The following is a 13,880-nucleotide window of genomic DNA, read 5'->3' on the forward strand; positions in this document are numbered from 1 at the left end:
AACGCCATGCGGATCGCGGGGATGGCCAGTTAAATCCGCATGAAAGCTGAGCGAGGCGGGGAATATTTTCACGCGGATTTAATGCCGCCGCGCTCGATCCCCCGGCGAATTTTCACGCGCGCGAGGTCCAGAGGGGCTCCCGAACAAGGGAGCTGTTTCGCATGACATTCGATCTCATCCTCGTGGGGCTCGTGGCGCTCGGGCTCTTGGCCTATCTCACCGCGGTCCTCCTGCGGCCGGAGCGCTTCTGATGGAGCGCGCTGCTTCTGGCCAGACAGGGCTGTTCCAGCGCGAGCTGATCGTCCCCGCGATCCGCGATTCTTTCGTGAAGCTCGATCCGCGCACGCTTGTGCGCAATCCGGTGATGTTCGTCACCGCGATCGTTGCCGCGACCGCGACGGTGATCCTGCTGCGAGGGATCGCCACCGGGGTCCAAGATATCGGCTTCCAGGCCCAGCTGGTCTTCTGGCTGTGGCTGACCGTGCTGTTCGGCAACTTCGCCGAAGCGCTCGCCGAAGGGCGCGGGAAGGCGCAGGCCAAAGCGCTGCGCGACACGAAAGAGAGCCTTGTCGCCCTGCGGATTGGCAAGAACGGCGATACCGAGAAAATCCAGGCGACCGAGCTGCGCTATGGCGACATCGTGCTGGTGTGCGAAGGACAGCAGATACCCGCCGACGGCGAAGTCGTGGCCGGGGTGGCCTCCGTAAACGAAGCGGCGATCACCGGCGAAAGCGCGCCCGTGATCCGCGAGGCTGGCGGCGACCGTTCGGCGGTGACCGCGGGCACCACCGTGATATCGGACGAAATCCGGGTGAAGGTGACCGCCGAGCCGGGCAGCGGCTTCCTCGACCGGATGATCGCCCTGGTCGAAGGCGCCAGCCGCCAGAAGACACCCAACGAGATCGCGCTGACGATCCTGCTGACCGGGCTGACGCTGATCTTCCTCGTCGCGGTGGGCACGCTGCCTGCTTTCGCCAGCTATGCCGGGGGAGCGATCGCGGTGCCGGTGCTGATCGCGCTGTTCGTGGCGCTGATCCCCACTACGATTTCTGCGCTGCTGTCCGCGATCGGGATCGCCGGAATGGACCGCCTGATCCGCTTCAACGTGCTCGCCAAGTCTGGCCGTGCGGTGGAGGCGGCAGGCGATGTCGGCACGCTGCTGCTCGATAAGACGGGCACGATCACCATCGGCGATCGCCAGGCGAGCGCGTTCGTGACGCTTCCCGGGATCGCCGAGGCAGACCTGATCGAGGCAGCGCGGCTTTCCAGCCTCGCCGACACGACACCAGAGGGGCGCTCAATCATTGTGCTGGCGGGTGGTGACGACGTGCACCCGGTTGATGCCGAGCCGGTCGCCTTCACCGCGCAGACCCGCGTCAGCGGCGTCGATCTGCCCGGCAGGACGATCCGCAAGGGCGCGGTCGACGCGGTGCTCAAGCTCGGCGAATTTCCCGAAACTACGGTGTCGGCGCTGCGCAAGATCACCGACCGGATCGCGCAGGCCGGAGGCACGCCGCTCGCCGTGGTCGAGAACGGCCGCCTGCTCGGGGCGATCCTTCTGAAGGACATCATCAAGACCGGCATTCGCGAGCGGTTCGTCGAACTGCGCCGGATGGGGATCCGCACGGTGATGATCACCGGCGACAACCGGCTAACCGCTGTGGCCATCGCTGCCGAGGCTGGCGTCGACGATTTCCTTGCCGAGGCGACACCCGAAGACAAGCTCGCCTACATCCGCAAGGAGCAGGCCGAGGGCAAGCTGGTCGCCATGTGCGGTGACGGGACCAATGATGCCCCCGCGCTCGCGCAGTCCGACGTCGGCGTGGCGATGAACACCGGCACGCAGGCCGCGCGCGAGGCGGGGAACATGGTCGATCTCGACAGCGATCCGACCAAGCTGATCGAGGTCGTCGGCATCGGCAAGCAGCTGCTGATGACGCGCGGCAGCCTCACCACCTTCTCGATCGCCAACGATGTCGCCAAGTATTTCGCTATCCTCCCGGCGATCTTCGTGGTGCTCTACCCCGCGCTGGGAGCGCTCAACGTGATGGGGCTGTCGAGCCCGCAAAGCGCGATCCTCTCCGCGATCATCTTCAACGCTATCATCATCCCGCTGCTAGTGCCATTGGCGCTGAAGGGTGTCGCGTATCGCCCGATGCCCGCAGCCAGCCAGTTGCTGCGCAATCTCGGCATTTACGGCGTCGGCGGCGTGATCGCCCCCTTCGTCGGCATCAAGCTCATCGATCTCGCCGTGGCCGGCCTCGGCCTCGCGTAAGCCCGCGAAAGGACACTCCCATGCTTTCCGCAATTCTCACCACCATCCTGATCGTCGGCGGCACCGCGCTGCTGGCATGGCCACTCGGCATATACATGGCCGGGCTCTTTTCCGGCCGCTTCGCAAGCGCTGACGGGCTTTTCGTTCGCACCGTCGGCGGCGCGCCAGAACAGGACTGGAAGCAGTATTCGATCGCTCTTTTCGCCTTCAATATCGTGATGTTCTGCTTCGTCTTCGCGCTGCTGGCGACACAGCACATGCTGCCGTTCAACCCGGACGGTCAGGGCGCGGCAAGCCTGGACCTCGTGTTCAACACCACGGCCAGCTTCACCACGAACACCAACTTGCAGCACTATTCTGCCGAGAGCACTTGGAGCTATCTGGCCCAGATCGGCGGGCTGATGTGGCTGCAGTTCGTGTCTGCGGCGACCGGTATCGCCGCTCTCGCTGCGCTGGCGCGGGGCATCGGGGGCGAGCCTACCATGGGCAACTTCTTCGTCGACGTGCAGCGCGCCGCGTTTTGCGTGTTGCTGCCGCTGGCAATCATCGTCGCGGCGGTGATCGCGTTGAACGGCGTGCCGATGACGCTGCAGGGCGCGGCGCAGGTCACCACACTGGAAGGCGTGGCGCAGACCATCGCGCGCGGGCCTGCTGCCGCCTTCGTCGCGATCAAGCAGCTGGGCACCAACGGGGGCGGCTTCTTCGGACCCAACTCCACGCATCCGCTGGAAAACCCGACCTTCTGGTCGAACGCGTTCGAGATGGTCGCGATCATCCTGATCCCGATGGCCTGCGTGTGGATGTTCGGGCGGATCATCGGCCGGCCCAAACATGCCATGGTCGTGTTCGGCGTGATGGCGGCGCTGCTGCTGATCAAGATCGTCGCATCGGTCGGCTTCGAGACCGCTCCGACCCAAGCCTTCATGGACCTGCCGGTCGCGCAGGATGTCGGCAACCTCGAAGGCAAGGAGCTTCGCCTTGGGGCCACCACCGGCCCGCTGTGGGCGGTGCTGACCACCTCGACCAGCAATGGTTCGGTCGGCGCGATGCACGACAGCCTCAATCCACTGACGGGGCTCGTCCCGATGGCGGGCATGTGGCTCAACGAGACCTTCGGCGGCGTCGGCGTCGGCACGATCAACATGTTCCTCTACATCGTCGTCGCGGTGTTCGTCGCGGGCATGATGGTCGGCCGCACGCCAGAGTATCTTGGGCACCGGATCGAGGGGCGCGAGATGCGACTCGCGGTGCTGGCGCTCATAAGCCACCCGGTGCTGATCCTCGGCGGCACGGCGCTCTTCGCGGCGACTGCCTGGGGGCAGGACACGCTCAACAACGTCGGCGCGCACGGCTTCTCCGAAATCCTCTACGAATTCAGCTCGGCCGCCGCCAACAACGGCTCTGGGTTCGAAGGGCTTGGCGACAACACCGTGCCGTGGAACATCGCCACGGGCCTCGTGATGCTGATCGGCCGCTACCTGCCGATCATCGTTCCGTTGGCCATCGTCGGTTCGCTGATGGCCAAGCGCCGCAGCGCGGAAAGTGCGGGCACGCTGAGCGTGGAGAGCAGCACCTTTGGCGTGATGCTGTTCATCACCATCCTGATCTTCGGCGCGCTGACCTTCTTCCCCGCCGCCGCGCTCGGCCCCGTAGCCGAACACCTTACATTCATGCGCTGACGGCAGCCCGGACAAGGATACGAAACGATGAACTATGTGCTCCCTTCGCTCCGCCTGTGGCTGGTGACCATCCTCGTCTGCGTGGTTGGCTATGCAGGACTGATGCTCGCCTTCGCCCAGACGGTTGCCCCCTACCAAGCCAACGGTTCGATCATAAAGGTGGACGGCCAGGCAGTGGGCAGCGAACTGGTTGCGCAGGATTTCAGCAGCCCGCGCTATTTCTGGCCGCGACCCTCGGCCGCCGGTTACGACGGCATGGGCGCTGCGGGAAGCAACCTGTCCCCGACCAGCGCGGACCTCGCCGTGCGCGCCCGAGAAATCGTCGCCCGCTACGGCGCCACTGCCGAGAACCCGATTCCGGCCGACCTAGTCGCGGCATCAGGCGGTGGGCTCGACCCGCACATCTCGCTCGACGGGGCCCTGTATCAGGCTGACCGGGTCGCAGCTGCGCGAGGGCTCGATCCAGCCCGGGTGCGCGATCTGATCGAACAACAGGCCGCCGCGCCGGGCGCGATCTTCGCGCCCGAGCGTATCGTGAACGTGTTCCAACTAAATCTGGCGCTCGACCGGCTGGAAGAATAGGCGAGGCGAACAATGGTCGACCAGCAGCCCAGCAACGATGCCGAACGGTTCCTGCGGCTGGTCCGCGCCGAGGAACGCGGTCGCCTGACGGTCTACCTCGGCGCGGCACCAGGCGTCGGCAAGACCTACCGCATGCTGCAAGATGCGGCGCGGCGGCAGGCCGAGGGCATAGACGTGGTCGTGGGGGTGGCCGAAACCCACGGTCGGAGCGAGACCGCGCTCCTGCTCGAGCCGCTAGAGGTGATGCCGCGCCAACACTACGACCATGAAGCCCATCGGCTGGAGGAGTTCGACATCGATGCGGCACTGGCGCGGCACCCGCAGCTCATTCTGGTCGACGAACTGGCGCATACCAACGCGCCCAGTTGTCGCCATCCCAAACGTTGGCAGGATGTCGCCGAACTGCTCGTCTCGGGCATCGACGTCGCGACGACCATCAATATCCAGCATCTCGAGAGTCTCAACGACATCGTGGCCGGTGTCACACACATCCGCGTGCGCGAGACGGTGCCGGACAACATCCTCGAGAATGCAGAGATCATAGCGGTCGACCTGCCGCCCGAGGCGCTGATCGAACGGCTCCAGGCGGGCAAGATATACCTGCCCGATACCGCCGGTCGCGCGCTCTCCAACTTCTTCACCCCTACCAAGCTCGCCGCCCTGCGCGAGCTCGCGCTGCGCTATGCTGCGAGCAATGTCGATCGGCGGTTGAGCAATCAGCTCGAACTGAGCGGGGATGGCAGTAGATTTGTCTCCGGCGATCGGCTGATGGTGGCGGTAAGTCCCGGAAAGGGTGGCGCCAGCGTTGTGCGCGAAGCCAAGCGGCTGGCGGATATGCTCCATGCCCCGTGGACCGCCGTGGTGGTCGAGAGCGGCAGCGCCCGAGCGGTTCACGGCGCGCAGCGCGAACAGTTGGCCGACAACCTCGCGCTTGCATCTTCGCTCGGCGCTTCGCTGATGACCGTCGCGGCGACCGACGTGGGCCGGGCGCTGGTCGATCAGGCACGCGCATTACGCGCCAGCCAAATCGTAATTGGAAAAAGCCGTCGCAGTCGCTGGTTCGAGTGGCGGCACGGCTCGATTGCACAGGAAGTGATCTGCAAGGCCAAGGGAGTTTCGGTCCACGTCGTGCCCGTCGACGAAGCGGACGAGAAACCGCAGCGAGCCGCCGATCCGCATCCTTATCGCGATCCCATGCTGGCGCTGGTCCTCGTTGGCGCGACCGCCGGACTGATCGAGCTGGCCCTGCCGTGGATCTCGCCGAGCGCGGTTGACCTGCTGTTGCTGTTGCCGGTGATATGTTCCGCCACGCTGCTGCGCATGAGTGGGGCCATCTGGTCGGCGGTCTGGGCGGCGCTGGCGTTCAACTTCTTCTTCACCGAGCCCTATCACACGCTCACGATCTACAGCCCCGCAGACGTCATCACCTTCGCCGTGCTGGCGCTGGTGGCGACCGTTGTGGGTGCGCTGGCCGGGCGGGTGCGCCGCCAGGCACAGACCAGCGCAGGTGTCGCGCGACTCAACGCCTCGCTCGCACGCTTCGCGGGGCTGATGGCCGGGTTGTCGGGCGAAAGCGAGACCGCAGAAGTCGCCTGCCGCGAAATCGGTGGCCTGCTCGACGTCGAGGCGATCGTGGTCGCGCTAGAGGATGCTCGGGTGGTCCTGCGCGGAAACGAGAAATACACCCGGCTTGACATGGTAGACGAGGCTGCTGCCCGCTGGGCTCTGGAGAAAGGCGAGCCCACCGGGCGCGACACCGGCACACTCAACGCGTCCGACTGGCAGTTTCATCCGCTGCGGACCGCGCTGGGGACGATGGGCGCGCTCGGTATCGCCCGGCCGTCGCAGCAGCGCGTGATCCGGCCCGACGACGCCACCTTGCTCGCCTCTCTGGTCGACCAGACCGCGCTGGCGCACGAGCGGCTGGTGCTGGAAGCGCAGGCGCGCCAGGTCGGCACGCTGCGCGAGCGCGACCGCCTTCGCGGCGCTTTGCTGGGCAGCATTGCGCACGACCTGCGCACCCCGCTTACGGCGGTCATCGCCGCCGCCGAGGCAATCCCCGCCGAGGGGGACTTTGCCGAGGAAGTGCGCATTGCGCGCGGAGAATCGCGGCGCTTGCAGCGCTTCCTCAACGACCTTCTCGAAGCGTCGCGGATCGAGCACGGCACGATCGAGCCCAAGTGGGAAAGCGTCGACCTGACCGACGTGATAACCTCGGTGCTGCGCGACCTGCGGCAGGACCGGCCCGATGCGCGGGTCGAAACCGCGATCGACGCCGAGAGCCCGCTGGTGCGCAGCGATCCGCTGCTGCTGCGCCACATGCTAATCAACCTGATCGACAATGCGCTCAAGTTTTCGCCCCCCGACAGCAAGGTCACGGTGGAACTGCAATCCGGAGAGCGGATGGCGACGTGCCGCGTGCTCGACCAGGGCCCCGGCCTGCCGGTCGAGAGCGAGGCGCTGTTCGACCGCTTCCATCGCCTGGAAGGCAGCGACCGCCTCGGCGGTTCGGGCCTCGGGCTGTGGATCGCAAAGAACTTCACCGAAGCGGTAGGCGGGACTATTACCGCCGGAAACCGCGCGGGCGGGGGCGCGGTGTTCGAGATCGCCTTGCCGACTCCGCCGGCGCAGTCCCAGTAGCAGGAGAATGCGGACGATGCGTAGCGACGTGCTGATCGTCGATGATGAGCCGGCGATCAGGCGACTGCTTACCGGCGCGCTCGACCGCAGCGGCGTGACTCATGCTGAAGCATCGAGTGCCAGCGAAGCGCTGCGGCTCGCCGGAGCCCAGCCTGCGCCGCTGGTGGCCTTGCTCGACCTAGGGCTGCCTGATCGCGACGGGATCGAGATCGTCCCGCAACTGGCGCAGCTCGGCCTCGCGGTGATCGTCCTGACCGCGCGCGACGCCACCGATGAAAAAGTCGCTGCCCTGGATCTGGGAGCCGACGATTTCGTCACCAAACCGTTCGACAGCGAGGAGTTGCTCGCCCGGGTCCGTTCCGCACTCAGGCGTAAGGCAGGGCCGCTCGCCGACAGCGCTTCGCGCGAATTCGCCGATGGCACGATCGACCGCGAGGCGCATGCTGTCACGATATGGGGCGAGAAAGTCGAACTGACGCCGCGTGAGTTCAATCTGCTCTGGGCGCTGGCCGACCGCCCTGGACGCGTAGTCACGCATGAGAGCCTGCTAGAAACGGTCTGGGGGCCGGCGCACCGCCACGACTTGGACTATCTGCGGGTCGCGATCCGTTCCCTTCGACGAAAGATGGAGCGAGATTCGAGCAATCCGCGGCTAATCGTGAACGAACCAGGCGTGGGTTATCGTGTAGCTGTGGATCAGGGGCAGGTTGTCTAATGCGATCCAATATGCAAGACAAAGTGGACTGTCCGCTTGCGGCCCAATTGTTGACAGAGGACATCAAATCGTCCGAGACAGCTCTCGGGCGAGATCAACGAACACGCGAAATGCCGCGGGCGGGTTGCGACGGCTGGGATAGTAGAGGCACAGCGGCGAGAGCGAGGGCGTCCATTCCTCCAACACGCGCACGAGCCGCCCCGCCGCGATATCATCTTTTACGTCGGTTTCCATAAAAAAGCCGATGCCGATCGCTTGCAGTGCCGCCATGCGCGCCAGGCTCGCTTCATCGAGCGTGATAGGGCCATCGACATCGAGCTGGATCGGCTCTCCGTCGGCTTCGAACCGCCAGCGGAAAATCGATTCGTTCGGCAGCCGGGTGCGGATGCACGAATGGTGCATCAGGTCGGTTGGCATATGGGGCGGCGGATTGCCTTCGAAATAGTCCGGAGTGCCGACCACGGCGTATCGCCTCGGCGGAGTTAGGGGGATGGCGATCATGTCGCTGGGCACAAGGTTCTCGCTGCGAATGCCGAAATCGAAGCCCTGCCCGACGATATCGACCATATTGCCTTCGGTGACGAGATCGATCCTCACTTCGGGATAGCGGCGGAGGAATTCCAGCACGAGCGGCTCCAGCACCTCTCGCCCTGCGGTGGCGAAGGTATTGATCCTCAGTGTACCCGAGGGTGTGGTCTGCTGGGAACGGACGGCATCGAGTGCCTGCCGGATGTCGCGCATGGCAGGGTCGAGCTCATCGACGAATCTCTGCCCTGCCTCGGTCAAAGCAACGCTGCGCGTGGTGCGATTAAACAGACGCACGCCTAATTGCGCTTCGAGCTTGGCGATGGCGCTGCTGAGCGCGCTGGTCGACATTCCTAGATCGAGAGCGGCGGCCCGAAAGGAGCCAAGCCTGCCGACTGCCAGAACAGCGTCGAAATCGCTGAGACTGTAGCGTGCCATTGTCCGTTTCCCTGAAATAACTCGTCCCGAACTATCCGGATTATCGGCATGGACGCAAGCAGGTAGGAAAGAAACTCCAGACAAGAAAGGCAGAATGATGGCTATCCACCTACCGCCCCCGATCGCGGCTTATTTCACAGCCGACAGGAAAGGCGATGCGCAGGCGCTGGCGCAATGCTTCGCCCCAGGCGCGATCGTTATCGACGAGGGTAACACCTATGAGGGGCGCGACGCGATCAGGGACTGGATCGCACATGCCTCGACCGAATACACATATACCGTCGAGCCCTTTGCGCTGACCGAGGAAGACGGCCGCATCGTCGTCACCAGCCACCTCGTCGGCGATTTTCCCGGCAGCCCGGTGGACCTGCGATATTTCTTCGTCATGGAGGAAGATCACATAGCGCAGCTGGAGATCGTGCCGTGACGCCGTTCCTTGATCTGGCGGGCAAACGCGCACTCGTGACCTCTGGAACGCGAGGCGCGGGCAAGGCGACAGTCGATCTGTTCCGCGAACTTGGTGCGTCTGTGCTCATGACGGCCCGACATGCGCCGTCGGGCATTGACACCGATGGTTTCTTCGCCGCCGATCTTTCCAATGCAGAAGGTTGTGACGGGGTGGCTGCCGCGGTTCTCGAACGGCTCGGCGGGCTCGATATCCTCGTGCACATGCTCGGCGGATCGTCTGCTCCTGCTGGCGGATTCGAAGCGCTGGACGATGAGCAATGGCAGGCCGAAATCGATCTCAACCTCATGCCCGCCGCCCGCCTCGATCGGCACTCGTCCCGGCAATGGTCGCGCGAGGATCCGGCGTGGTAATCCATGTGACATCGATCCAGCGCGAGCTACCTCTGCCGGAAGCGACGACCGCATATGCGGCCGCCAAAGCTGCGCTTTCGACCTACAGCAAGAGTCTGGCCAAGCAGGTAGCGCCCGCCGGCGTGCGCGTAGTTCGCGTCTCGCCCGGCTGGATCGAAACCGAGGCTTCGGTCGAACTGGCGAAACGCCTTGCAGCTGAGCACGGGGGTGACCTCGCCGCGGGCAGGGAAATTATCATGCAGTCCCTCGGAGGCGTGCCGATCGGACGGCCCTCACGGCCTGAGGAGATCGCCCGCCTGATCGCCTTTCTCGCGTCCGATCGCGCGAGCACGATCACCGGCACCGAGTATGTTATCGATGGCGGAACCGTTCCGACCGTGTGAAAATATCTTTCGGTCGCATCATCGAGAGACCGCCTTCGTCTGGCTATTGTCCGCGAACTGCCAGAACCGCCCGCTTCAAGCCCAATCTCAGCACAACCGGACAGTCCGGAACCGGCCCATATTCGGCCAACTGGGAATCAGAGTTGCGTCAGAATATTTCCGCTGCTTTGCAAACGCATAACGTCTTGCCGGGGTGGTGCGCCGAACAGGCGGGAATACTCGCGACTGAACTGCGAGGGACTCTTGTAACCCACCGCAAAGCCGGCCGACCCTGCGTCTGCGCCTTCCGAAAGCATGAGCCGCCGCGCTCCCTGAAGCCGCAGCTGCTTCTGATATTCCAAGGGAGTCATGCGCGTCACCGTCTTGAAATGCAAGTGCAGGGACGACGGGCCTCATCCCCGCTGCGGCCGCGATATCTTTAATGTGTATGCGCTGATCGAAAGAGGAGCGGATCGTTTTGATGGCGCGGCTCACCTGATTGAGATGGCTGTCAGCCACCGCCATGTATCGCAATGCGGGCCCATGCGGTCCGGTCAGAAGGCGGTAGACGATCTCCCGCTCGATCAGCGGGGCAAGAGCAGGGATTTCTTCCGGACGATCGAGCAATCGTAGCAGTCGACATGCGGCATCTGCCAGATCGTCGTTGCTTCGGTAGACGGCCAGTGCCGGCAGGTCGGCTTTCGGTGCGCGCTCGCCTTCCTCCATGATGAGATTGACCAGTGCAGACTGGTCAATATCGATTTTCGCGCAAAGGTAAGGTGCATCAGGACTGGCCTGCGTCACATGCCCGATCAGCGGCAGGTCCAGCGACACCAGCAGGTAATGCTCTGCGTCATAAGTCAGGCTCTGATCTGAAAGCGATACACGCTTCGACCCTTGAGCAATCAGGCAAAGTGAGGCCTCATAGACCGCTGGTAACGGCTGGATCGGCTCGTCGGCGCGGAACAGGGACAGCCGTGAGATCGCCGTGTCCACCATCCCGGTGCGCGTGACATGCCGCGCAATATGCGCTGCTAGTTCGGAATGCTTGCTCATCTCTCTGCTTTGTCACTCCGCAGCGCCATTCCGCAATCGATGGCGTGTGAGTTTTGGAGGATCATGCAAGAATTCCAGCGGATCGAGATCACGCATTCCTGACCATCGTTCTATCTACCGAACATCCCGACAGCCCATAAGGAACTGACATCACAATGACGATCGAAAAGACCGTGCTGATCACCGGCGCTTCAAGCGGGATCGGCGAGGCGACAGTGCGCGAGTTGGCCGCGACGGGTGCGAAGCTGTTCATCGGTGCGCGGCGCTCACACCGACTGGAAGCGCTCGCGGACGAATTGGGTAAGGTTATAGCCTGGCAATCACTTGACGTGACGGATGCTGACAACTTCTGCGCATTTGCTGCGGCGGCGCAGGAACGCTTCGGAAGCGTGGACGTGCTCATTAATAACGCCGGCATCATGCCGCTCTCGCCTCTTGCTGCGCTGAAGCAGGACGAATGGTCCCGGATGATTGACGTCAACATCCGCGGCGTGCTGAACGGGATAGCGGCGGTTCTGCCCGGTTTTATTGCCCAAGGCTCAGGGCATGTGGTCAATGTAGCATCAATTGCAGCCCACATGGTGATGCCAAGCGCGGCGGTCTATTGTGCGACCAAGCACGCGGTGTGGGCGATCACCGAAGGCCTTCGTCAGGAACATGACGATATCCGCACCACGATTATTTCGCCTGGTGTCGTGAAGACGGAGTTGGGCAACGACATAACCGATCCGCAAATCGCTTCCGCGCTCATGACATGGCGGGAAAAGTCGCTGACGCCGGACGCGATAGCACGTGCCATCCGTTACGCTTTGGAACAACCAGAGGGCGTCGACATCAACGAAATCATCGTGCGCCCGACCGCAGCCGGAATGTAGCGATGGTTTTCGAGGAGCGCAGACTTCGGATCGATACCGCTATTCGCGCTCCTCGACATGTGAATCGTCGGCGGTTGGCCAGCAAACGTCGTTATACAGCCAGGACGGTGGCTGTCCAACGGACACAGCAGCGGACGTTTCGCTTACGGCGCATAAGCTGCCAAGCGGTCGATAGTCATCTCAGGATGCCAATGTGTCCCAAGTAGCCGAGCTATCTGACGCTCCTGTGTGGAGAACCAAAAAACGTCAGTTACATGGCCAGAGGGCAGCCCTTAGCCCACAAATGTCCGGCTGCAGATCTCGATCGGTGCTGTGCGAAACGAATGTCAGCCGCGGTCGTTCGTATTGCATGTCCAGAACTTATAAAAAGCTCGACCGGCTCTTCGTCGCCGGTGAATGGCGTAAAGGCCAAGGCGATACTCTTAAAAACATCTGCCCGTGGGACGGAAGCGAGATCTTCTCGATGAAGACCGCCCGGCCAGCCGACGTCGACGAGGCTTGCCAAGCCGCGAAGGAGGCCCAGCGTGAATGGGCCGCCCTCCCACCGTCCGCTCGCGCAGCTAAGATGCTCGCCGTCGGAGACATCCTCGAAGCACGCAAGTACGAGATCGCCGAGTGGATCATGCGGGAGGCCGGCGGGACGCAGGTGAAAGCCGCGCTCGAGTTAATGCTGGTGACGCAGGTTGCCCGGCAGGAAGCCGCAGCCTTGCCCTATATGGTCGAAGGCGCGATCCTGCCCGAAGACATACCCGGCAAGGAAAGCCGCGCCTATCGAGAGCCGGCCGGCGTGGTGGCGCTGATCAGCCCTTGGAACTTCCCGCTCCAGCTGACCGCGCGCACTCTCTTCCCGGCGCTGGCGCTGGGCAACGCGGTGGTCCTCAAACCCGCAAGCGACACGCCGGTTACGGGCGGCACGATATTCGCTGCGATCTGCGAGGAAGCGGGCCTGCCCAGGGGCCTCGTCTCCGTCCTGCCCGGCAGCGGGTCCGATATTGGCGATGCACTGGTGCGCCACCCGATCCCCTCGGTCGTCAGCTTTACCGGCTCCACCCCCGTGGGGCGCGGTGTCGGCAAGGCGGCGCTGGATGGCGACCGTATCAAGTCGCTCGAGCTGGAACTCGGCGGCAATTCGCCGATCGTCGTGCTCGACGATGCGGATATCGACTATGCGGTGGAGGCGAGCGTCTGGGGCAAGTTCATGCACCAGGGCCAAATCTGCATGATCGCCAACCGGATCGTGGTGGAAGACGCAGTGCACGACGAATTCGTCGAGAAATTCGTCGCGCGAACCCGCGAGCTGGTGGTGGGCAAGCGTGATGCGGCGGACTGCCTGATCGGGCCGATCATCAACCGCGACCAGTTCGACGGGATCATGGAAATGATCGGCAAGGCGAAGGATCAGGGCGCAACCTGCGCGCTCGGCGGAAAGCCCGACGGCCTCGTCATCCCGCCCCACGTCTTCACCGATGTGGCCGATGACAATTGCCTCGTCGCGAACGAAATCTTCGGGCCGGTCGCGCCGATCCAGCGCGCGCGGGATGAAGACCATGCGCTGGAACTGGCGAACAATACCGACATGGGGCTGTCGAGCTCGGTCTTCAGCCGCGACGAGGGCCGCGCGCTGGCCTTTGCCAAGCAGATCGAGGCGGGGATGACGCATATCAATGACCAGCCGGTCAACGACAGCCCGTTCTCGCCCTTCGGCGCGGTCAAGAATTCCGGCGTCGGCCGGTTCAACGGGCGCTGGGCAATCGATGCCTTCATGACCACGCACTGGATCTCGGTCCAGCACGGCAAGCGCCAATTCCCGTTCTCGGCAAAGGATCTTTGAAACGATGGGCCTCCTGAAGAACGGCACATGGCACGACGAGTGGGCGCATAACGATGAGGACAGCGGCGAGTTCGAGCGCGACG

Annotated in this window: 11 protein-coding genes and 2 pseudogenes; 10 read left to right on the top strand and 3 right to left on the bottom strand. The window is 63.8% G+C overall.

The window, feature by feature from the left end; genetic code table 11:
* Window positions 1–161 precede the first annotated feature (161 nt).
* The 6 genes from kdpF to ACFDTG_RS05655 are packed head-to-tail and all read left to right on the top strand — an operon-like array spanning window position 162 to window position 7,891.
* A complete protein-coding gene (kdpF, locus tag ACFDTG_RS05630) occupies window positions 162–251 on the top strand; it encodes a K(+)-transporting ATPase subunit F (protein WP_197635597.1) in 90 nt (29 codons plus the stop codon).
* Complete coding sequence (kdpB, locus tag ACFDTG_RS05635) at window positions 251–2,275, top strand: potassium-transporting ATPase subunit KdpB (protein ID WP_375290037.1); 2,025 nt, start codon at window positions 251–253, stop codon at window positions 2,273–2,275. Before kdpF ends, kdpB begins: the two co-directional genes overlap by 1 nt.
* A gap of 20 nt (window positions 2,276–2,295) precedes the next feature.
* Complete coding sequence (kdpA, locus tag ACFDTG_RS05640) at window positions 2,296–3,954, top strand: potassium-transporting ATPase subunit KdpA (protein WP_375290038.1); 1,659 nt, start codon at window positions 2,296–2,298, stop codon at window positions 3,952–3,954.
* 27 nt (window positions 3,955–3,981) lie between these two features.
* Window positions 3,982–4,536, top strand: coding sequence for a potassium-transporting ATPase subunit C (locus ACFDTG_RS05645; protein ID WP_375290039.1), 555 nt, complete (start codon window positions 3,982–3,984; stop codon window positions 4,534–4,536).
* A gap of 12 nt (window positions 4,537–4,548) precedes the next feature.
* Complete coding sequence (locus ACFDTG_RS05650; RefSeq protein WP_375290040.1) at window positions 4,549–7,176, top strand: ATP-binding protein; 2,628 nt, start codon at window positions 4,549–4,551, stop codon at window positions 7,174–7,176.
* A gap of 16 nt (window positions 7,177–7,192) precedes the next feature.
* A complete protein-coding gene (locus ACFDTG_RS05655) occupies window positions 7,193–7,891 on the top strand; it encodes a response regulator transcription factor (protein WP_375290047.1) in 699 nt (232 codons plus the stop codon).
* A gap of 63 nt (window positions 7,892–7,954) precedes the next feature.
* Here ACFDTG_RS05655 and ACFDTG_RS05660 read toward each other — a convergent pair whose 3' ends face one another.
* The gene (locus ACFDTG_RS05660) at window positions 7,955–8,854 is read right to left on the bottom strand and encodes a LysR family transcriptional regulator (protein WP_375290041.1); all 900 of its coding nucleotides are present in this window, start codon (window positions 8,852–8,854) and stop codon (window positions 7,955–7,957) included.
* A gap of 94 nt (window positions 8,855–8,948) precedes the next feature.
* Here ACFDTG_RS05660 and ACFDTG_RS05665 point away from each other — a divergent pair, with 94 nt between their 5' ends.
* A complete protein-coding gene (locus tag ACFDTG_RS05665; RefSeq protein WP_375290042.1) occupies window positions 8,949–9,281 on the top strand; it encodes a nuclear transport factor 2 family protein in 333 nt (110 codons plus the stop codon).
* 35 nt (window positions 9,282–9,316) lie between these two features.
* Window positions 9,317–10,056 (top strand): annotated as a pseudogene (locus ACFDTG_RS05670) (SDR family oxidoreductase).
* 137 nt (window positions 10,057–10,193) lie between these two features.
* Here the strand turns inward: ACFDTG_RS05670 and ACFDTG_RS05675 are convergent.
* Together ACFDTG_RS05675 and ACFDTG_RS05680 are read right to left on the bottom strand one after the other, a co-directional pair.
* Entirely contained in the window at window positions 10,194–10,406 is a 213-nt protein-coding gene (locus ACFDTG_RS05675; protein ID WP_375290048.1) for a helix-turn-helix domain-containing protein, read from the bottom strand.
* Window positions 10,407–10,632: 226 nt separating this feature from the next.
* Window positions 10,633–11,091, bottom strand: a pseudogene (locus ACFDTG_RS05680) (AraC family transcriptional regulator); the annotation flags it as partial.
* 155 nt (window positions 11,092–11,246) lie between these two features.
* On the opposite strand from ACFDTG_RS05680, the gene ACFDTG_RS05685 reads away from it, so the two are divergent.
* Window positions 11,247–11,966, top strand: coding sequence for an SDR family oxidoreductase (locus ACFDTG_RS05685; RefSeq protein WP_375290043.1), 720 nt, complete (start codon window positions 11,247–11,249; stop codon window positions 11,964–11,966).
* A 349-nt stretch (window positions 11,967–12,315) separates the two neighbouring features.
* On the top strand, window positions 12,316–13,797 hold the full coding sequence (locus tag ACFDTG_RS05690; protein ID WP_375290044.1) for an aldehyde dehydrogenase family protein: 1,482 nt from the start codon (window positions 12,316–12,318) through the stop codon (window positions 13,795–13,797).
* The last annotated feature ends 83 nt before the right edge of the window (window positions 13,798–13,880 follow it).

The organism is Qipengyuania sp. (assembly GCF_042095715.1).
GTDB lineage: Bacteria > Pseudomonadota > Alphaproteobacteria > Sphingomonadales > Sphingomonadaceae > Qipengyuania.

Bases quoted from the DNA above. Each gene is read 5' to 3' on its own strand.
- kdpF (WP_197635597.1), top strand. From the start codon at position 162: ATGACATTCGATCTCATCCTCGTGGGGCTCGTGGCGCTCGGGCTCTTG.
- kdpB (WP_375290037.1), top strand. From the start codon at position 251: ATGGAGCGCGCTGCTTCTGGCCAGACAGGGCTGTTCCAGCGCGAGCTG.
- kdpA (WP_375290038.1), top strand. From the start codon at position 2,296: ATGCTTTCCGCAATTCTCACCACCATCCTGATCGTCGGCGGCACCGCG.
- ACFDTG_RS05645 (WP_375290039.1), top strand. From the start codon at position 3,982: ATGAACTATGTGCTCCCTTCGCTCCGCCTGTGGCTGGTGACCATCCTC.
- ACFDTG_RS05650 (WP_375290040.1), top strand. From the start codon at position 4,549: ATGGTCGACCAGCAGCCCAGCAACGATGCCGAACGGTTCCTGCGGCTG.
- ACFDTG_RS05655 (WP_375290047.1), top strand. From the start codon at position 7,193: ATGCGTAGCGACGTGCTGATCGTCGATGATGAGCCGGCGATCAGGCGA.
- ACFDTG_RS05660 (WP_375290041.1), bottom strand. From the start codon at position 8,854: ATGGCACGCTACAGTCTCAGCGATTTCGACGCTGTTCTGGCAGTCGGC.
- ACFDTG_RS05665 (WP_375290042.1), top strand. From the start codon at position 8,949: ATGATGGCTATCCACCTACCGCCCCCGATCGCGGCTTATTTCACAGCC.
- ACFDTG_RS05675 (WP_375290048.1), bottom strand. From the start codon at position 10,406: ATGACTCCCTTGGAATATCAGAAGCAGCTGCGGCTTCAGGGAGCGCGG.
- ACFDTG_RS05685 (WP_375290043.1), top strand. From the start codon at position 11,247: ATGACGATCGAAAAGACCGTGCTGATCACCGGCGCTTCAAGCGGGATC.
- ACFDTG_RS05690 (WP_375290044.1), top strand. From the start codon at position 12,316: ATGTCCAGAACTTATAAAAAGCTCGACCGGCTCTTCGTCGCCGGTGAA.